This window comes from Psychrobacter sp. P11G5, from assembly GCF_001593305.1.
Taxonomy (GTDB): Bacteria; Pseudomonadota; Gammaproteobacteria; order Pseudomonadales; family Moraxellaceae; genus Psychrobacter.
The window spans coordinates 835,318-855,661 of sequence record NZ_CP012533.1 but is presented as its reverse complement, the minus strand read 5'-3'; the positions used below and the strand labels follow the sequence as shown (position 1 = coordinate 855,661).

The following is a 20,344-nucleotide window of genomic DNA, read 5'->3' as shown; positions in this document are numbered from 1 at the left end:
TTTACTTAATCGATTAACATTCTAGCTGAATCATATACAACTAGAGATTATACAAACCAAAACTATTACTCTACTTATCGTAATTACTGACCAAAACTTCTGCGTCATAACGTAGCATGAGTAAATCACCTTCCCAATCACTAAAGTCTGTGACTTCTTTATTCAGTAGATATTCTTCAATCACCCATTTCGTATAGTTCGCACCTGACAAATAAGTCAAAGGATAACCACCACCAAATCTTGGATTGATTTCAATACCTTTCATAATATCTTTAGTTTTATGTAGAAATACTTGAATGGTTAAGCATCCTTTAGCGCCTTCTAATTTGGCAAGCTTCTTTGTAAACTCATCTACGATAATATTTTTCTTAGTAACGCCTTTGTTTACCTCGCCTGCCCTCACTAAGATACGCTTACGTGGAACCACACATTTCAAAGTAGAATTTTTATCATAGTAACAATCTATGGTAAATTCGTCGTAGTCCTCATCCGAGATGTATTCCATATACATTAGTTTTTTATTATCGATATGCTCATCTTTTATATCGCTCGGTTCAAAAGCTGTAAATATGCCTTCACTTCGACTTCCATCGTATGGTTTTACGAATACAGGAAACTCAAGGTTATCTTGATCAAACTGTGTGGGCGTATCTATTCCATACTTTTCAAACAGCTCATTGGTTTTTCTTTTATCACGGCATTTCTTTATAAAGGAAGCATCACTAACCACTACTTGAATATCATTTTTTTCAAACTCTGAGATATTGGTACTAAGAATATTTAATTCAGTATCGATGGTCGGAATGATTAACTTTATGTCATTGTCTAAGCAATTCTTTAGCAATTGACTAATGTATTCTTCATCAGTCACTTTCGGTACAGAAAAAAACCCATCTGAAATATGGCAAGCTGGTGCTAACATTGGATTAAAATCAGCAGTAAAGACCTTTGCTTTCTCATCGATGTCAGTCAACTCCTTTTGGAAGGATTTAACGAGGGAAACTCTCTGTCCAGCAGAAGTTATCAAAATGTTCATCATTACTCTCCAGTATTGCCCTTAAATTTGCCCATGATTTTCTCACCATCAGCATTAATCCCATCTTTTATCAGTACTTTTTTTACTGTTTTGAATAGAATCTTGATATCTAGCCATAGGGATTGATTATCGACGTACCATGTATCAAGATTGAATTTTTCATCCCAAGCAATTGAATTGCGGCCATTGACTTGGGCAAAACCAGTAACGCCAGGGCGAACTAAGTGGCGACGGGCTTGCTCTTCACTATAAAGTGGCAAGTATTCCATTAGTAGAGGACGAGGGCCAACAAGGCTCATATCACCTTTTACTACGTTCCAGAGTTCAGGCAATTCATCCAAACTACTAGCGCGTAATTTTTTACCGAATGGTGTCAGTCTCTCGTTGCTAGGTAAAAGGTTACCGTCAGCGTCTTTAGCATCCTTCATAGAACGGAACTTAACCATCTCAAAAGGCTCACCATTAATACCGGGACGTATCTGTCGAAACAATACTGGCGAGCCGAGATTCTTCTTAACTTTATATGCTATAACCGCGTATACCGGAGATAAAACCACTAGCGCCGTAGTAGCGGCTGTAATATCAAAGATTCGCTTTATCATGTGTTGTTACTCCAGTTCCATTTCCGAAATCATATGGGCATTTACTTTATGCACATCGTACTTTTCTTCGGCTATTATGCGTGCACGTCGGCCCATCTGTGCAATCAATGCTGGCTGCTCAATAAAGCGTAGCATCGCTTGTGCTAAAGCATCTACGTCTTTTACAGGAACTAAGAAACCGTTGTCACCATCTACAACCGTTTCACGACAGCCTGGTGCATCAGTAGTGATAATTGCACGTCCCATTGCCATCGCTTCTAGTACTGTACGTGGTGTGCCTTCACGATAAGACGGCAACACATAGACTGAAGATGCTTGAATCGCTGGGCGTACATCGTTTAAGCGACCTAAGAAGTTAACCGTATTCGCTTTAATCCATTCATCTAATTCAGCTTGGGTAATGCTGGTTGGATTAGCATCAAGGCCTCCGACTAAATCAAACTGCACTTTAGGGTATAGCTTTTTAACTTGTTGAGCGGCCTGATTGTATTCTCGCACCCCTTTATCGCCTAATAATCGAGCAATCAATAAAAAGCGTAATGGCTTTTGCGTATCAAAAGGTACAACATCAAATTCCTCTACATCTACACCTGAGCCACTGACTACACATGTACGTGTTTTTGAAGACACAATATTCAACTGACGAAACAAAGCCTCGTCATCGTGATTTTGGAAGAATACCACTTGGCAATGACGCAACGCTGAACGGTATAAACCTTGAGCGACAGCACGTACACGTTTGCGCTTATTATCATCCTCTCCGGTAAAAGCAAAGCCTAAACCTGTAATTAGAGCAAAACGCTTAGGCACACGAGCCAGCCAAGCTGCAAGCGTTCCGTAAATGACAGGCTTGATAGTGTATCCCATCATATAGTCTGGCTTGATTTTTCTCATCAAAGCATAGAGAGAAATCAAAGCTTGTGTATCTGCTACAGGGTTGATGCCTGTTCGTTGCATCGAAATACTATGAGGTATGACGCCCAATCGTGTTAGCTCTGTCATTACCACTTGATTATCTAATAGTTCTGGAGCAGCCACATGAACTTCTAACCCTCTCTCTAATAGCGCAACTATAAGGGGTTTGCGAAAACCAATTAAAGAACTGGCAAAACTAGCTACAAGTAAAAATTTCATAAATAACTCTATTAAAATATATTAGTGTTCGACAGAAATCTCTTTCTCATTTTCATCTTGTGCTCTATAACCTAAATAAACCAAGATAACTGAATAAATAAACAGGTAATTAAGTACAAAGAAAGTTGAACTATTGGTAGATAAAGAAAATATTGCTGCAAGTGACATTACCGTAACAGCTTTGAATCTAGGATTATGTTTGGATGTCATCCATATTAAAGACAAGCAAAACAGAGCGAAAATAACAGTGCCAATAATTCCAAACTTTATCAAAGTTTCTATCAGTCCGTTGTGTGTGCCAAGCTCACGTCCACCACCTCTATCAAATTTAACACCATCAAAACCCAATCCTATTATAGGTTGACTTTGAAACCTTTCGAGCGCTAACTGCATTAATACATCACGCCCGTTATAACCAGTGTCCAATAGACGTGAATCAGACGAACTTGCTAAACCAGAAACATGACCAGCTACCCAATCTGCAATTTCGACCGAATAAATAGATATACCTAGTACTGTTGCTAGTAATAAAAACAACGTGAAAAAATTACTTCTCGGGAATTTTGTGACAAAGATATAAGACAACAAACTCAATATGAATGCTAACGTTGCACTTCTAGACGCAGTAATAACGGTGATTACAGCTACTAACATTACTGCTAGAAATTTGTATTTCTTACGATCCAAACCCAATAAGATAAAAGGTAATAACATCACTGCCAGATGGCTGGTAATGTTTGGGTTCATAAATAACCCAGGTTGGCGAAAGTCAGACCAACGCGTAAAGCTTACAAGGAAAAAAGGGAGCAATATAAGTAAGATTTTAGATAGTGTTTTATATTGTTCCTTATGATAGAAAGACTTACCTTCAGCTAAAGCTATCTGAGATGTAAAAAATAAAAATAGGACCAAAGCTATAGACTGAACTATGATCAACATACTACCTTGGAAGATAATACTTTGTATAACGACAAAGAATACAAGAGAGAATATAGCAATCAAACTTTTATTCATTATTACTATTTGATGCTTATACATTACAAGAAAATAAAATAAAGCAAAATGTATAACTATCAAAGGCGCTCTCAATGGAGCTAGAGCTGAAAAACTTACAATAAAAATTACAAGTATTGAGGTCAATACAAAGGAATTTAAACTAATGAAATTAGGAGATTTTATATTCATATTATTCGCTACAGTATCGTCTATTAATTTTTATTTTTTAATATAAACTGTGGAACTTATCTATGATCACTTCCATAGAGTATTTAGTAATAATATTGTCTTTGTTCTCATTAGCTTTCTTGAGTAACTTGTCTTTTGGATAGGCAAGGTAGTTTTTTATAGCATTACTGATTCCAAGCGCATCATTACTTAATGAAATTGACTCTTTATCTAATAAAACACCGACATCACCGACATTTACTGCTACACATGTAGTGTCTGATAACACGGCTTCTCCAACTACATTCGGAAACCCTTCCGTTCTGGAGTGTAGACAAAAAATATCCATAGCTTTTAGACATTTAGGCACATCATTCCTCTGACCCAACAATCTAAAATTATCTACAAGGTTGTGCTGTTTGACCCAAGACATTAGCTCTTTGTTTTCTGAGTCATTGTCTCTACCTACTAGCATAAACTTCAAATCTGGGAAATCTTTTATTAACGTAGAGGCAACTTCCACAAAAAGCTTTTGGTTCTTGACTGGATTAAACCTTCCTACCGATCCAATTAAAATATCATCGGGTGACAAGTCAAACTGCCTACGAATATCGAGTCCATCTTCTTCTGTGGAAGAAAGCGCCTCCAAATCGAAACCATTAGGGATAACCATCATCTTGGACTCATCGTAGCCGATACCTACATGATAGTCTTTAGATACATGAGCCGCGCAAACGATAGAATCGGGAATGTAATAAGACAATTTTGCACATAACTTACTAAGATGAACCGTTTGTTTAGAAGCACCTTGCGATACGTCTGTAGTACGGATACCCCAAATAATATTATCAATACCCACACTCCTTGCAGCTAAACCACCTAAAAAATCAGCATGATACATCCAAGTCTGCACTACATCAGGTTTAAGCTCTTTAAGTAGTTTCTTGAGTCGTAAAAAAACCTTAGGTACTGATGCTATAGACTTCATACCCAGACTATATACCTCTATTCCTTGATCCTGTAAATCTGAACCAATAACCCCTAAATCAGTTAGAGATATAACAGAATGTTCAAATTGACCAGTCTTTTGACTATGAAGTACTAGACGCTTAAGCATTAGCTCAGCACCACCTACATTCAATCCAATAATAACGTGCACTACTCTCTTAGGCATTTTTACGTTCCACATAACTCAACAGACCATAAGACAAAGTTTCTTCATGCAATGACTCTTTTTCTAGAAACTCCCAACCCTCATTGGTTTTACAGTAATAGCCAACAGACCGTCTTATAACAGAAGAACCAAAATTTGTCCCCTGAAACTCAATCAGATATGGCTTACCATCTTTAAGAGCTAAGTCCATCGAAATAAAAGGATTATCTAACTCTTCGAAAATCTCTTTTGCATAGTCTAGTAATTCACTAGGTACTTTATTGTGATGGAATTTCTTGCTACCGCTAGCTCTAAAATCACCTTTTCTCACATCTCTACGCATGGCATAAAAACGCTGTTCTATGACTAACACGCGATAATCGCAATTTAACTTTTCAAGGAAAGGTTGTGCAACAAATCTTTTGAAAGGTTTATAAAAGTAAGAATATAATGAATAACTTTCAGTTGATAATTGTTTTGAACGTATGATTTTCTTCATGGCTCGTTTAAGAGGCAATTGATTAGCGTTTTTCTTGACAGTTGCCAAATCTTTTGCAGTCTTAATTAATTGCACGCCAGAACTGCCTGAGCCATCTACCGTCTTTAATACAAAAGGAACAGGTATTTTTATTTGATCTAAGTCAAAAACATATTGACCAGAGAAATCCACATTATTAAATTGACTTCTCATTACCTCCTGAAATCCTTTATTTTCATGAGCTAACAATATCTCATAACTAGGGATTATTAAACATTGATCTTTTACGTAGTAGAGTATATCTTTTAAATATGACCTTACCTCATTATTATATAAAGAGGTATAAATTAAAGTATCATCTGAATTGAACTCAATTTCAGGTATATCAGTGATACTTATAAAGTTGATATCGTAGACATCTGTAGGAAATGAGCTTGTCAAACGCTCGACGCTTAATGTACCCCAGCTATTCTTTGCACTTCCAAAATAACCGTTTGGTAGTGAAGCTAAATAGACTTTCCTTTTCATAATTTCCCCTTTAAGAAGTAGTTAGAATTATTGAATTTGAGATATCTCTTAAAAACCCCAATAATTTTTAAATAAACTTGTGTCTATTCTTCCATCTACGTTCTTATTAAAACAGGAACTGTTAAGTATAGAAGTCATATCTACCGAAGCTTATCGGTAGATAGTAAATCAATTATAGCTTAAGAATGTATTCAAAGCGTAAGCAAAGTTTTCTTCAAGATCTTTATTATTTTCTTCTTCCACCCATTTATTGTTGAAATAAACATATCTACTAGAACATTTCAATAAAGCAAGTGGACTAAAATTGGTACCCTGAAACTCTATCAAATAGCAGCCATCATCTGATTGAGCAATATCCAAAGAAACATAAGGATTATCTATTTTATCAACTACACTTCTTGCAAAATCCAAAACTTCTTTAGGTGGCTTAACACATTCAAATAAACCGCTACCACTAGCTCTAAATTCATTTTTCCCAACCGTCCTTTTCAATCCATAATACCTATCACCAAATACCAGAACTTTAAAATCATTCGATAAATTGGGTACAAACTCTTGCTCAACGAAAAGACTAAATCCTTTGTGCCTATAACTATAGATTGAAAACTCACTGCTTTTTAACTTAATCCTTCTTTGTAATTTTATTATTTTTCTTTTACTCGAAACTTCAAAATACTTATTTTTTATAGTAGAAATATCGCTTTTATTTTTTGCTAGATATTCACCACTACCTCCTGCACCAGATATAGTCTTTAAAACCTTCGGCATTGTGAGTTTAGAGTCATCAATGTCGAAAAAATAGTTACCACGCAAATTACCAAAACCTAACTCGGTTCTAAACAATTCCTGAAAACCCTTGTTCTCATGAGCTAAAAGCATATTATAGTTAGGGAGTATCCTACATTTCTTGTTTATAAAATGCATAACATCTCTTAGATAAAGTCTAATATTTTCTTCATCACTAGAGGTGTAAATAACAGTATCATCTGGATCAAACTCAATATTCATTAAGTCATTTATTGTTATTATTTCAACATCGTAATCCAAAAGAGCGGATAGCTTATCAACATCTAAACTTTGCCAACTACAACCAGCGCTGCCAAAAAAACCATTTGGCAATGTAGCGATATATATCTTCATATTAAATTCCTAAAATGATATTTGACACTTATTCTAAAGATTGTTTAGTAAAGCATAAGCAATAGTAAATATCATCTTCATCCAATTTTATTAATTAGTTACATAACTTTAGAGCAATCGTTTTGAGTCATTATACTCAATGGAACTGATGTACAAGATGGAACTGATGTACAAGGTATTTCACTACTTTTCATAAATAGATTCAAAGCATGAGCATAATTTGCTTCAAGGTCTTTATCGTTATCCTCTCTGACCCACTCTCCATCTATACATAAATATCTGCTAGGAGCCTTCAGTAAAGTACCTGGTGAAAAATTGGTCCCTTGAAACTCTATTAAGTGACAACCATTAGGTGATTGTGCAATATCCAATGAGGCATAAGGGTTATTTATTTGACTAAATATACTTTTTGCATAATCTAAGACCTCTACTGAAGGTTTAACATGTTCAAAAAGATTGCTTCCACTAGCTCTAAAATCACCCTTTCTTATATTTCTTTTCAGACTGTAATATCTATCACCAAATACCAAAACTTTAAAATCGTAGGTCAAATTAGGTATAAAATCCTGTTCAACAAATCTATTAAATCCCTTATGCCTATAGTTATAGATTGAAAATTTGTTACCTTTTGATCTAATTCTTCTTTGTAGTTTTATTACTTTTCTTCTATTACAGTTACTGAAATGTTTCTGTCTTATGTCTAGTAAATCATTTTCTTCTTTTACTAAGAATACTCCACTACTGCCTGCACCATTGACCGTCTTCAGAACTTTTGGAATTGAAAGCGCCGAATCATCAATATCAAAAAAATAATTACCCTTTAGATTACCGAAGCCTAGTTCAGTTCTCATTAATTCTTGAAAACCCTTGTTCTCATGGCTCATAAGGATATCGTAATTAGGTAAAATTCTGCATTTTTTATTAACAAAATACATAATATCCTGTAAATAAAATCTTATATGCTTTTCATCACTTGAGGTATAAACCACTGTATCTGTTTCTTGAAACTTAATACTCATTAGGTCATTTATTGTTACTATTTCGGTGTCATAATTTAACAGAGCAGCCAATTTATTGACATCTAGGCTTCGCCAGCTTTGGCCTGTACTACCAAAAAAACCATTAGGTAAAGTTGCTATATATATCTTCATATCTTGAACCTTCTGTAATTCATATTTCCATTATATAAATATTAAGAATATCATGTTAATCACAAACGTTCATTAACTATTGTTTGTTCATATAATCGTTAATATCGATAGGTACCTATTATAATAACCGATTAATTTTTTATTATCTTAATTCAAGATATAAGGTATTAATACTCGTACGAATGGTTGTTTTAGTAAAATATATGAATAAATATGAATATATACATTAATTATCTGTTACAAAACAATGGAGTTTTTATATTTAAGCTTTTAAGTTGTTTATGATTTCATCTGTGTATTCGCCTAAAAATGGCTCACCTGCATACTGTGCAAACAACATAGTTTGTCCATTTAAGTTTACTTCTATACAACGCCATTTATCAGTAGAGTCTAAAGCCATATCAAGGCTGATTAGGCGAGCACCTACAATATCTTTTGCCACTTTGAGACTCGTATCAACCATGTCATTGTACAGTGGGAATTTTTTACCTTTAAAGACGAAATTTGAATTAGGATGACTAAAGAATTTTTTGGCATATCTATCATTTGCATAATCGTTTAGCATTCCATCCGATTTAATATTACAAACGATTCCACCATCTGATAAGTTGTCCAAGCTTCCGTCTACTCCCATACGTATATTGGTATTAATGATGTGATATTCACCTGTATCATCTTTATATATACATACACGTACAGTATTGATACTGTCTTCATTAAAAATATTAATTAAATCAGATTGATCTAGCTTTTCTTGCACTACTAGATTTACATATTGATTAATAACATCCTTAATTTCATTTTTGTTATTAACAAAATATATGTCTTTACCACCATAAGAATCTTTATTGGGTTTAATAACCATAGGGAAATCAGTTTCAGTTATATTATCTTCAATAAATTTCTCTATATCTTCAATAATTTTGAAATCATATGTATAGTAGCTATTATCCATCTTATGAAAAAAATCTTTAGGGAAAGTTCCCATACCAAACCATTTGTTATAGATACTTTTATTTTCTAAAAAATGAATTTTTTTATCATAGTTCAATCTAGACTCAATATATAAAGATAAAAACTCTTCAGGAACGATTCTTTTTTCAAAGACTCCTGATACCGACTTGGTTATCTCAACTGTCTTAAGGTTAACGATTGGTGATAACACCTTCCAATAGTCACGATACTCCTTCTTCTCGTCGCTTGTTAACTTCGATCTTTTGAAATGTGGAGAACTGTATATAATTTTATTACGTTTAAAGAACGCTGAGTACACTGAAGAAAACTTCCAAGTTCCCGCGGCTTTGTTTCTGATCAATTTTTTAGTGTCCATATCTTACTCACTAGTTTGTTTTTCTTAAAGAAAATTCAAAGCCAATCATGTCGCTAAAGGTTTAAATCTTGTCAACATCATCATTTTTTTAAATAGCCTAATAGAATATATTAAATATAGCTCTAATAAATGCATTCTTCAATTTAATGAAATACTTACTGACATATCTAGTTATTGATAATTATTGAACATCTCATGATTTCGTCTATACGATTGCCTAAAAATACATTATCTGCATACTAAATTACAGTGCTTATAAAAAACGAATTATATTGATAAAAACTTTCAATTTTCGAAATTTGTATTTCTTATAGTTTTTTTAATTTGCATTTTGCACTTGTTTATCTATTTTCCTGTAAAAGTAGTAAGCGCCAATTGCTAATATAAGCTGAGAGATAAATATATTTGTAGCACCACCTATTAATCCAAAATTATGAATAAGAGGGAAAGATAATGCGAACCCTATTATTGATGTAATTATGGTAATTTTCATTACTACTTTGTCATACCCTCTTGAAATTAGATAATTTGTAGAATGTATATTGTAGATAACGATAGATAACATTCCTAACATAAGAATATAATAAACTTCCGAATCATTAGCATACTCTATACCGATAATATCAAAGATAAATTGATGTATTAATAGAAGGAAAGCTATGATAGAAATAATCAACATCAAGTAATACTTTCTATACATTTTAAATTTTTCTTTGTGTCTAATTAGATATGGGAAAGCCACACCTGACACTACAGAGTTGAAAACTCCCAATATCGTGACTACTTGTCTTGTAGCTCCAAAATATCCTGCAAATGACTTACCCAGCATTAAGCCTACTAAAAAGTTGGTAGTATTATTATAAAGATTTGGAAGGAATTGGTTGACAAATAAAGGAAAACCAAGTTTTAAAGTTTTCTTAACTCTTTTAAATTTTATTGGCACTACTCTTAATTTGAAATCCCTTATTAATATATAATGCGAAATACAGGTTACGATAATATAGCTAATACCTAGTAAAAATGGATATAGCCAGTAATCTTCTGGTTTTCTAATGAATGCGAACACACCTATGGTAAACGACATCTTAACTATTAAATTTAAAATGGCTATATAGCCCATTTTTTCTACACCTCGGAAAAACCATTCTGGAAATAGTGTATGACCTATTAGTATTAAACACATTAATAAATATATTACTAAATCTTCTTTGAACTGTGGTACGATAAAAATTACTGGTATTAATATACTTAAAGAAAGAACCAATAAATAGAATTTGGTTACCATAGTTTTACTGTATATGTAACTTAAACTTTTCTGGCTGCTTCTACTCTTTGCAATCTCCCTAGTGGCTGATAAATTAAAACCATAATCCGTTACTGCTTGAAAATAAGCAATTAAAGCTGTTCCTAATACGATCGCACCATACTGTTCTATTCCCAATACTTTAATTAAATAAGGTAAAGTAACAAAAGGTAAAATTGAATTAATAAGCTTTAATAGAGATAAAGAAAAAAAGTTTTTAAACAGTTGACTTGTATCTTTATTACGTAGCATGGTGCGAAATTTATTAATCATAAACTTAATCACTTGCTTGTTGAGGAATCAAAATACTAAAATATAGCTCTATTGACACATTGATTAATATTGAATTGAATTACATGAGTTGACTCATACCTGTCAGCGAATGGCTATTTTATGATTTCGATTAGATATTTTATTCATAACTTCGTCAGTGTACTCACCCAAGAATGCTTCACCTGCGTTCTGTGGAAATTCTATAGTTTGACCATTTACGTTTAACTCTATACAGCGCCATTTCTCATTAGAATCTAAAGCCATATCGAGACTAATTAAGCGCGCTCCTATTACAGCATTAGCGACGCTTTTGCTCACTTCGACTAAATCCTGATAAAGTGGAAACTCGTGATTTTCAAAGACAAAACCTGAATTAGGATGCTCTAAATATTTTTTTGCTCGTATATCGTTTGCGTACTTATTTAGCATTCCTTTTGAGTTTATACTACAAACAATTCCGCCAGCCGTCATGTTATCTAAACTACCATCTTTTCCCATACGTAGGCTGGCATTCAACATATGCATGACACCATTATCGTCTTTATATAAGCAGGCACGAACCGTGTTCACACTATCCTTATTGAACAAATTAATCGACTCAGACTGCTCTATCTTTTCTTGAACAACTAAATTAGGATGTTGTTTAATAATACTTTTAATCTCTTCTTTATTATTCACGAAGTATATATCTTTGCCACCATAACTACCTTTATTGGGTTTAATTACGATAGGAAAATCAGCTTCACTAATTGTCTTATCAACGAACTCTTCAATATTTTCTATGATACCGAATTCATACGTATAGTAGCTATCATCAAACTTGTGAAAGAAATCCTTTGGAAAAACCCCTTTACCAAACCATTTGTTATAAATACTTTTATTAGTTAAAAAGTTAGTACTCCTATCAGTATTTAATGAGTATTCTACATATAGAGGAAAAAACTCCTCAGGAATAACGTGCTTATTAAATATTCCTGACAATGACTTTGATATCTCTACTGTCTTAAAGCTCATGATCGGTGAGATCGTTTTCCAATAATCTCGATATTCTCTTTTCTCCTCTTTAGTCAGACTTATTTTTTTAAAGTCAGGAGAATTGTATATTTTTTTATGACTCTTATAAAATGCAGAATACACTGATAAAAACTTCCAAGTTTCGGAGGTCTTGTTTCTTATTAATTTTTTAATTTGCATAATTCACCTGTTTACTAACTTTCTTAGAATAGAAGTAAGAACCAAAACCTAAAATAAACTGAGCTATAAATATATTTAAAGCACCACCAAGTAGACCAAATTGGTAAATGAGTGGGAAAGACAATATAAAACCTAGTACAGATGTCACTATAGTAAGCCTCATCACCACCTTATCATGTCCTCTAGAAATGAGGTAGTTAGTAGAATACACACTATAGAAAACTATAGATAGAAACCCCAGTAAGAGAATATAAAAAACTTCTGAGTCATACTGATAATCTATTCCAATGATATCAAAAACGTACGGATGTAACAGAGCCACAAAAACTGAAACGCCACCAATGAACAACAAATAGTATTTACTAAAAATACTAAACTTCTCTTTGTACCTAATCAAATATGGAAAAGCCACGTTCGATACCACAGAATCAAAAACTGATAATATTTGCACCACTTTTCTTGTTGCACTAAAATAACCTGCAGAAGACTTACCTAAGATTATCCCTATAAGAAAGTTGGTTGTATTATTAAAAAGATTCGGGACAAATTGATTAACAAACAATGGGTAGCCTATCTTTAACGTCTTTTTAATTCTAGCTGGATTAATGAAAAATAAATGCACTTTAAAATTTTTCACAATAATGTAGTGTGAAACAATCGATACGATAATGTAGCTTACACCTAACAAAAACGGGTAAAGCCAATAGTCTTCTGGCGCTTTAATTAGGGTAAAGACACCGATAGTGAATGACATTTTGACCACAAAATTTAGACCTGCTATATACCCCATTTTTTCGACTCCTCGAAAGAACCACTCAGGGAATAAGGTTTGGCCTATAAATGTCAAACACATCAATAAGTAAACAACTAAATCTTCTTTAAACTGTGGTACAAACAAAATTATCGGTATCAAAATAGCTAAACAGAACAGCAGTAAGCAGACCTTGGTAATTATTGTCTTACTATAAATAAAGCTCAACTGCTTTGCGTTTGTCCGATGTTTTGCAATTTCTCGCGTGGCTGATAGATTGAAACCATAGTCTGTTATTGCCTGAAAGTAGGCGATCAAAGCTAGCCCTAATACAATCGCACCATACTGCTCTATTCCCAATACCTTGATTAAATAAGGTAGCGTAACAAAAGGCAAAATAGAGTTAACTAATTTTAAGAGAGCTAATGAAAAAAAGTTTTTTAAAAGTTGGCTAGTGTCTTTGTTACTTAGCATGGTGCGAACTTTATTAATCATAAAACTCTACTATTTACTGTTTAATGACGTGACATACCAAGGCATTGCTTTATCGATACCTTGACCAATGTCAAACTGAGGCGCATATCCTAATAAGTTGTTTGCTTTGCTTACGTCTGCTTGAGAATGTCTCACATCGCCTTCTCTAAATTCGCGATACACAGGCTGCTTGTTATAAACAACCTCATTGTCTGCTAGTGCTGATTTAATTGAATTAAACAGCTCATTTAGTGTCGTCCTGTCACCTACTGCCACGTTATAGACTTGATTTCTGGCATCGTTATTGGTAGTTGTCGCTGCCAATATATTTGCCTGTACCGTATTGTCGATATAACAAAAATCACGGCTGGTTTCGCCATCACCATTGATATACACATCATCGTTCTCAATCATGGCAGCTGTCCATTTTGGAATAACTGCTGCATAAGCACCGTCTGGATCTTGACGTCTGCCAAACACATTGAAATAACGAAGACCGATAGATTCAAAACCATAGCTGCGTGCAAATACTTCTGCATACAACTCGTTGACATATTTAGTCACGGCGTATGGAGATAGTGGCTTGCCGATAGCGTCTTCGACTTTAGGTAATGCAGGATGGTCACCATATGTTGAACTACTCGCTGCATAAGTAAAGCTTGATACTTCCGCATCACGCGCAGCCACTAACATATTCAGAAACCCTGAAATATTGGTTTCATTGGTAGCAATAGGATCTGCTAAAGAACGAGGTACAGAGCCTAGTGCAGCTTGATGCAAGACATAATCTGCACCTTTGCATGCTTGATGGCAATCATCTACTTTTCTTATATCGCCTTCGATAAATCTGAAACGTTGCCACTGATCTGCAGATACTAACGACTGTACTTCATCTAAGTTCTTTTGATGACCTGTCGCAAAGTTATCTAAACCTACGACGGTTTGATCGAGCTTCAACAAAGTCTCAAGTAAGTTTGAGCCGATAAAGCCTGCTACTCCAGTAATCAGCCATTGCTTTGGATTGTTTGCTAGTGTCTGCGTTGTCTGTTCATATTGCGTCATGGTATGTCCTTATTAGCTATATATCTTATATTTACAGGCGAATATCAGTTTCTTCTTTTGCAAATACATATTTTAGGTCATAAAGCACGTGTTTCTCTTTACCTAATTCTCTGATATTACTGACACCCATATCTGTAAATTCTGAGTGTGCAACTGCTAAAATAATACCGTCGTATTGCTCTGCTTGAGGTTTACTGATCGGTGTGATGCCATACTCACGATGAGCTTCTTTAGCATCTACCCAAGGATCATAGATATCGACTTCGATGTTATATTCTTGCAATTCGTGAACGATATCGATAACTTTAGTATTACGCACATCAGGACAGTTTTCTTTAAAACTCAGCCCAAGTATGAGCACTTTTGCGCCTTCTACTTGAATACGTTTTTTGATCATGTTCTTAATAAGCTGAGTAGTGACATACTCTCCCATACCATCGTTTAAACGACGACCAGCAAGAATAATCTCAGGGTTATAACCAATGGCTTGTGCCTTATGCGTTAAATAGTAAGGATCGACACCGATACAATGTCCACCTACTAGGCCTGGACGGAATGGTAAAAAGTTCCATTTAGTACCTGCGGCTGTTAGCACCGCTTCGGTATCGATATCCATTTTGTTGAAAATAACGGCCAATTCATTAATTAGAGCAATATTCACATCTCTTTGTGTATTCTCAATAACTTTAGCTGCTTCTGCGACCTTGATACTTGGCGCTTTATGCGTGCCAGCGATAATGATTAGATTGTAAACATCATCAATAAAGTCTGCTATTTCAGGTGTAGAGCCTGCAGTGACTTTCAAGATATTAACTACTCTGTGCTCTTTATCACCTGGGTTAATACGCTCAGGACTATATCCTGCATAAAAGTCTTGGTTAAAAGTTAGACCAGACACTTCTTCAAGCACAGGAATACATACTTCTTCTGTAGCGCCTGGATAAACGGTAGACTCATAAACAACGATATCATCTTTTTTGAGAATACCGCCTATAGATTGTGACGCCTTGATTAAAGGAGTTAGATCTGGCTGTTTGAAATCATCAATTGGTGTCGGTACAGTAACGATAAAGAAGTTACAATCTTTAAGCGCTTGAATATCTGAGGTATAGCTCAGATGCGTCGCTTGAGATAACTCCTCATCACTAACTTCTAATGTATGATCCGTACCTGCTTGCAAGTCGGCAATACGAGTAGCATTGATATCAAAGCCCATTACAGAGACTTTTTTACCAAACTCAACAGCTAGAGGTAGACCCACATAACCAAGGCCGATAACTGCTATCTTTATATTATTGATATCTCTCATAACATTCCTTTCTAAATAAAGTATTTTCGATAACCCAAATTAATGAGCACTATAGTGAAAGAGGTCTACGAAGGTGCTGAACCTTCATGGTAGCCCTCTACAAAGTATTTAAATTCTTCTTTTAGCCATTCAACATCATGTGGCTGGGCTCTACGTGTTAGCTGAGACAGCATGTTTTCGATATCCATTAGTGGGAAGCTTTGTTCCATTGCCTGCCTAATTAGTGGATGTTGCGTAGGCTCTACATTATCGTCGCCGATAATAAGCTCTTCGTAGAGCTTCTCACCTGGTCTTAATCCACTAACGACAATCTCCATGTCGCCATCAGGATTATTCTTGTCTTTAAGCTTACAGCCTGTTAGATAAATCATACGTTTGGCCAGATCTACGATTTTGACCGGCTCTCCCATATCTAAGACAAATACTTCACCACCTGTTGCCATTGCACCTGCTTGTATGACTAAGCTTGCTGCTTCTGGAATGGTCATAAAATAGCGTGTAACATCTTCGTGCGTTACAGTAATAGGACCACCCTGCTCGATTTGTTTGGTGAATAAAGGAATGACCGAACCTGATGAACCAAGTACATTCCCAAAGCGCACCATGCTAAAGCAAGTTTTACTATTTACTTGGCTCAACCCTTGACATACCAGCTCAGCCAAACGTTTAGAAGCGCCCATAATATTGGTCGGTCTTACCGCTTTATCAGTAGAGATAAGTACAAAAGTTTCAACTTTGGCCTGCAGGGCTGCGTAAGCGCAATGGTAAGTACCTTTAGAATTATTGATAACGCCTTCAAAGGGATTATGTTCAACAATAGGTACATGCTTATATGCAGCTGCGTGATATACCGTATGGATACTATATTTTTTGAATACTCTAATGAGCTTATCTTCATTGGTCACATTACCAATCATGGCAATGATTTGAATATCACTATAATCAGGATTAAGAACTTGCTGGTTTTTTAGCTCTTGATGAATGCTATATAAAGCATATTCGGACAACTCATACAGTATCAAGCACTGAGGTTTGTTTTTGATTATCTGTCGGCACAGCTCACTACCGATAGATCCACCAGCACCAGTGACTAGAATGTTTTTACCTGCGATATTTTTGCTCAATAACATGGCGTCAGGCTCAACCGTCTGCCGATCTAATACATCTAAAATATCAACAGGACGCATAGTGCTGACTGTAACTTGCCCATCAGCAATCTCATGCAAGCTTGGTAGCTGTTTAATTTTGACTGATACTTCTGCAAACTCTTCAATAATCTGTCTACGACGAGCGCGACTAATCGAAGGCATTGCTAAGAACACTTGGGAGACATCTAACTTGTCTACAAGTTCTACCGTTTCAGCAGCATCATGTATTTTTACACCTAGTAAGTACCCGCCTGCCAATTGCAGATTGTCATCCACAAAAGCAACTGTACTATATTTATGAGATCGTTCTAATGCATCAAACAACTCTCTACCTGCTGCACCTGCCCCATAAATGATGACATTTTCCTGAGTATCTTCATTTTTAACATGATTCTTTTGGATACCGCTGCTACGCTCTAATATTTCTCGTATACTTAAACGACTGCTCCACAACCAAACAAAGAATAAGAATAGGTACAAAATAGGAACTGAACGCGGTATATCAGTTAATATTTCGAAAAAATTCATGACTTCGTAGGCAATAATGAGTACGATAAATAGCTGTAGTACGTTGCGCATAACCCTATCAGAAAATATACGAGCAACACCTCTATAAAAGCCAATGTAATAAAGACCAATGACAGGAGGCAGCGCATAAAGAAACAGTAACAAAGGACTAATATGGTTATCGATATCACCATATCGCAATGCCAAAGCAAGGAATAAACAAACCATTGACATCAGCATATCTGTGGTCAGAAAGAACCCGCGCTTTGCTACGCGTGGCATCTCTAACAATCGCTGGGCAGTACCATATAACCCGTTACCAGCGTTGTTATTTGCAGAATACGTTTTATTAGGCTCTGGCTTCATAGACATAAGACTCAACTGGTTGTGTTACCGCTATTATTGGGTGTTGCCATAAGTGTAAGTGTGATGATAGCTATTCTTACTCATAATTCCTTGCTGCATATCGTTGATAACAATGCCGTCTACCTGAATGTTCGCTTTGTTCATCTGCTTGACAGCATAAGCTAACTGACCCTCTAATGAATCATTATGGCGAGTCACCATCACTACTTGGTCAGCATATTTAGAAAGTATTACGGCATCTGTCGCTGCTAGCACAGGTGGTGTATCAATAATGATGTAATCATAATGAGCCGCTAGCTCATTCATCAAACCACCAAACTTCTCACCAGCTAGCATTGAAGAAGGGTTACGCGAATTATTACCACGTGGAATAAAGTCAAGGTTACCTATATTAGTAGGATGAGTAATACTGACAGCAGTACTTTGATCTTGCGTAAAGAAGTCTGCAAGACCGTCATCTTGTTCCATGTTAAATATGCTGTGAAGACTACCTAAACGCATATCTGCATCGATAACTAGAACTTTCTTATCTAGCTGGGCAAATACTTCTGCCAAATTTGCGACGATGAAAGACTTGCCAACATTTGGACTTTCGCCAGTGACGACTATTACACGACCGCGTTGATTGGTCTTAGCAATGCTCGGCATACCAAACATTAGATACGTTCTTAAGCTCTTTATCGCCTCATAACTTGGACTATTGTGATCAGCGTAAGATAGCAGTCGATTAGTGGCACGGCTGTTCTTGCTCAGACGTTGCAATGCTTTTGAGCGAGGAACCGTCGCTATAACAGGGACGCCTATTTTAGATTCAAGGTTTTCAGGGTCTCGAACGACGTTTCTCATTGAGCTTCTAAGTAGTACTAATACTGTACCTATTATTGTTCCTAGAATGGTTGCTAACAGAATGATTAGCTTTTCTTTTGGTTCAATAGCGTTGTAAGTACTAACAGGTAAGTCAACGATACGTGCATAACCAATTTGACCTGCTTTAACGATTTTTAATTGCTCATAGTTGGTGAGCATAGTGAGATAAATCTCTCTATTGATGTCAACATCTTCTGATAGTTTCAAAAACTCTCTTTGAATCTCAGGTAAGCCTGCGATAGTATTACTAATCTCTTGCTTTCTGCTGTTCAATACTCTTAACTGATCATTGATTTGAATAACTAATGGATGCTCATTTGTATAGTAAGTAGACAACTCAGCTTGTTGAAGCTTTAGATCATTGAGTTGACCGTCAATTCTAGAGTCCTCTGCCAACAGTAGCTGTGCTTCTTGGGCCACATCAATAGTGCCGTATTTTTTACGGAAATCATTAAACAGTGACTCAGAGCCTTCAAGCTTTTGCTTCAACACAGGAATCTGTGTTTCCATGAAATCCAAAGTTTTAGTTGTCTCTTCAGAACTACGAGATTTATTTTGATTTATATATGACAGAACAATTTCGTTTAAGATTAAAGTGGTTTGTTGTTGGTTAGGTCCAGTCAAAGACAGCTGAATAATACCGGTCAATACACCCACTTCCATTACTGTTAGATTGCCATTTATAGTATCTGTCGTAATTTGTAATGATTGTTTAGTGATATTGATAGGCTGATTATTGTTAGGCAGCTCTTCTACTGTAATCTGGATATCACCATCTACCCCTTTAAACTGATGCGGCTGGTTTAACTGACCTTTAAAACTATCAGTACCATTACTGAGTACAAAACCTGTATCAGATCTCGCTAAAGTGAAGCCGCGATCTAAATAATCTTTTGATACGTCGAACTGACTGACTGTGACTTGTCCGCTGTCAGTCTGTAATGACACTCCCTCTTCGGAATGAATTGGTGTATTGATTCGATCTTTTGTTATTCTCTCAATAACCCCAATTTCAGGGTTGCTCAAGCGAATTTGTAAGTGTAATGAATCTGCGACTGGCCCCAGTATCATGCGCGACTTTATTAGCTCTGCTTCCGCTTGAGCCATACTAGCTTCTGACCCAACCAAATTAGAGATATTTTCACCAAGCGCAGAGACACCTTGAGGACTGGCATCAATTTGCACCACTGCATCTGACTCATAAGTAGGCATTACGTAGCGGCTATACAATATGCCTGCTATCAAGCCTAATAGAGTGAAAAAAAGCAAAGTTTTCCAGCCACGTAACAATGAGCCAAGTAGGCTTGACAGAGTGATGTCGTCATTGTCCCGATCACTGACGGATGTTGATAGATTTTTTGAGTCTGTATTCAT

The 20,344-nt window shown here is 35.6% G+C and carries 16 protein-coding genes; all 16 read right to left on the bottom strand.

Features of this window, described 5'->3' with window-relative positions:
• Positions 1-70: 70 nt before the first annotated feature.
• The gene (locus AK825_RS03680; RefSeq protein WP_068034808.1) at positions 71-1,036 is read right to left on the bottom strand and encodes an ATP-grasp domain-containing protein; all 966 of its coding nucleotides are present in this window, start codon (positions 1,034-1,036) and stop codon (positions 71-73) included.
• A gap of 2 nt (positions 1,037-1,038) precedes the next feature.
• A complete protein-coding gene (locus tag AK825_RS03675; protein ID WP_068034807.1) occupies positions 1,039-1,638 on the bottom strand; it encodes a sugar transferase in 600 nt (199 codons plus the stop codon).
• 6 nt (positions 1,639-1,644) lie between these two features.
• Complete coding sequence (locus AK825_RS03670; protein WP_068034806.1) at positions 1,645-2,772, bottom strand: glycosyltransferase family 4 protein; 1,128 nt, start codon at positions 2,770-2,772, stop codon at positions 1,645-1,647.
• A 21-nt stretch (positions 2,773-2,793) separates the two neighbouring features.
• Positions 2,794-3,957, bottom strand: a complete 1,164-nt coding sequence (locus AK825_RS03665) for an O-antigen ligase family protein (protein ID WP_068034805.1) — start codon at positions 3,955-3,957, stop codon at positions 2,794-2,796.
• Between the two features lie 37 nt (positions 3,958-3,994).
• Complete coding sequence (locus tag AK825_RS03660; RefSeq protein ID WP_068034804.1) at positions 3,995-5,110, bottom strand: glycosyltransferase; 1,116 nt, start codon at positions 5,108-5,110, stop codon at positions 3,995-3,997.
• Complete coding sequence (locus AK825_RS03655) at positions 5,103-6,095, bottom strand: hypothetical protein (RefSeq protein WP_068034803.1); 993 nt, start codon at positions 6,093-6,095, stop codon at positions 5,103-5,105. Before AK825_RS03655 ends, AK825_RS03660 begins: the two co-directional genes overlap by 8 nt.
• Before the next feature lie 168 nt (positions 6,096-6,263).
• Positions 6,264-7,235: a hypothetical protein gene (locus AK825_RS03650; RefSeq protein ID WP_068034802.1), complete on the bottom strand. Its 972-nt coding sequence runs from the start codon at positions 7,233-7,235 to the stop codon at positions 6,264-6,266.
• Between the two features lie 98 nt (positions 7,236-7,333).
• Positions 7,334-8,386, bottom strand: coding sequence for a hypothetical protein (locus AK825_RS03645; protein WP_068034801.1), 1,053 nt, complete (start codon positions 8,384-8,386; stop codon positions 7,334-7,336).
• A 262-nt stretch (positions 8,387-8,648) separates the two neighbouring features.
• Positions 8,649-9,716, bottom strand: coding sequence for a sugar-transfer associated ATP-grasp domain-containing protein (locus AK825_RS03640; RefSeq protein WP_082787155.1), 1,068 nt, complete (start codon positions 9,714-9,716; stop codon positions 8,649-8,651).
• Positions 9,717-10,035: 319 nt separating this feature from the next.
• Entirely contained in the window at positions 10,036-11,292 is a 1,257-nt protein-coding gene (locus tag AK825_RS03635; RefSeq protein WP_068034799.1) for a flippase, read from the bottom strand.
• A gap of 102 nt (positions 11,293-11,394) precedes the next feature.
• Positions 11,395-12,486: a sugar-transfer associated ATP-grasp domain-containing protein gene (locus tag AK825_RS03630; RefSeq protein WP_068034798.1), complete on the bottom strand. Its 1,092-nt coding sequence runs from the start codon at positions 12,484-12,486 to the stop codon at positions 11,395-11,397.
• Positions 12,476-13,732 carry an oligosaccharide flippase family protein gene (locus AK825_RS03625; RefSeq protein WP_068034797.1) on the bottom strand — a complete coding sequence of 419 codons (1,257 nt, stop codon included), beginning with the start codon at positions 13,730-13,732 and terminating at the stop codon, positions 12,476-12,478. The genes AK825_RS03630 and AK825_RS03625 overlap by 11 nt, the downstream gene beginning before the upstream one ends.
• Positions 13,733-13,741: 9 nt before the next feature.
• Positions 13,742-14,773 (bottom strand): NAD-dependent epimerase/dehydratase family protein, encoded by a 1,032-nt coding sequence (locus tag AK825_RS03620; RefSeq protein ID WP_068034796.1) that lies wholly within the window; start codon positions 14,771-14,773, stop codon positions 13,742-13,744.
• A gap of 31 nt (positions 14,774-14,804) precedes the next feature.
• The gene (gene tviB / locus AK825_RS03615; RefSeq protein WP_068034795.1) at positions 14,805-16,082 is read right to left on the bottom strand and encodes a Vi polysaccharide biosynthesis UDP-N-acetylglucosamine C-6 dehydrogenase TviB; all 1,278 of its coding nucleotides are present in this window, start codon (positions 16,080-16,082) and stop codon (positions 14,805-14,807) included.
• A gap of 65 nt (positions 16,083-16,147) precedes the next feature.
• Entirely contained in the window at positions 16,148-18,109 is a 1,962-nt protein-coding gene (locus AK825_RS03610; protein ID WP_068034794.1) for a nucleoside-diphosphate sugar epimerase/dehydratase, read from the bottom strand.
• A gap of 27 nt (positions 18,110-18,136) precedes the next feature.
• Positions 18,137-20,344: a polysaccharide biosynthesis tyrosine autokinase gene (locus AK825_RS03605; RefSeq protein ID WP_068034793.1), complete on the bottom strand. Its 2,208-nt coding sequence runs from the start codon at positions 20,342-20,344 to the stop codon at positions 18,137-18,139.

Excerpts from the sequence above, each read along its gene's own strand:
- AK825_RS03680 (WP_068034808.1), bottom strand. The coding sequence starts at position 1,036 with ATGAACATTTTGATAACTTCTGCTGGACAGAGAGTTTCCCTCGTTAAA.
- AK825_RS03675 (WP_068034807.1), bottom strand. The coding sequence starts at position 1,638 with ATGATAAAGCGAATCTTTGATATTACAGCCGCTACTACGGCGCTAGTG.
- AK825_RS03670 (WP_068034806.1), bottom strand. The coding sequence starts at position 2,772 with ATGAAATTTTTACTTGTAGCTAGTTTTGCCAGTTCTTTAATTGGTTTT.
- AK825_RS03665 (WP_068034805.1), bottom strand. The coding sequence starts at position 3,957 with ATGAATATAAAATCTCCTAATTTCATTAGTTTAAATTCCTTTGTATTG.
- AK825_RS03660 (WP_068034804.1), bottom strand. The coding sequence starts at position 5,110 with ATGCCTAAGAGAGTAGTGCACGTTATTATTGGATTGAATGTAGGTGGT.
- AK825_RS03655 (WP_068034803.1), bottom strand. The coding sequence starts at position 6,095 with ATGAAAAGGAAAGTCTATTTAGCTTCACTACCAAACGGTTATTTTGGA.
- AK825_RS03650 (WP_068034802.1), bottom strand. The coding sequence starts at position 7,235 with ATGAAGATATATATCGCTACATTGCCAAATGGTTTTTTTGGCAGCGCT.
- AK825_RS03645 (WP_068034801.1), bottom strand. The coding sequence starts at position 8,386 with ATGAAGATATATATAGCAACTTTACCTAATGGTTTTTTTGGTAGTACA.
- AK825_RS03640 (WP_082787155.1), bottom strand. The coding sequence starts at position 9,716 with ATGGACACTAAAAAATTGATCAGAAACAAAGCCGCGGGAACTTGGAAG.
- AK825_RS03635 (WP_068034799.1), bottom strand. The coding sequence starts at position 11,292 with ATGATTAATAAATTTCGCACCATGCTACGTAATAAAGATACAAGTCAA.
- AK825_RS03630 (WP_068034798.1), bottom strand. The coding sequence starts at position 12,486 with ATGCAAATTAAAAAATTAATAAGAAACAAGACCTCCGAAACTTGGAAG.
- AK825_RS03625 (WP_068034797.1), bottom strand. The coding sequence starts at position 13,732 with ATGATTAATAAAGTTCGCACCATGCTAAGTAACAAAGACACTAGCCAA.
- AK825_RS03620 (WP_068034796.1), bottom strand. The coding sequence starts at position 14,773 with ATGACGCAATATGAACAGACAACGCAGACACTAGCAAACAATCCAAAG.
- tviB (WP_068034795.1), bottom strand. The coding sequence starts at position 16,082 with ATGAGAGATATCAATAATATAAAGATAGCAGTTATCGGCCTTGGTTAT.
- AK825_RS03610 (WP_068034794.1), bottom strand. The coding sequence starts at position 18,109 with ATGTCTATGAAGCCAGAGCCTAATAAAACGTATTCTGCAAATAACAAC.
- AK825_RS03605 (WP_068034793.1), bottom strand. The coding sequence starts at position 20,344 with ATGAATACAGACTCAAAAAATCTATCAACATCCGTCAGTGATCGGGAC.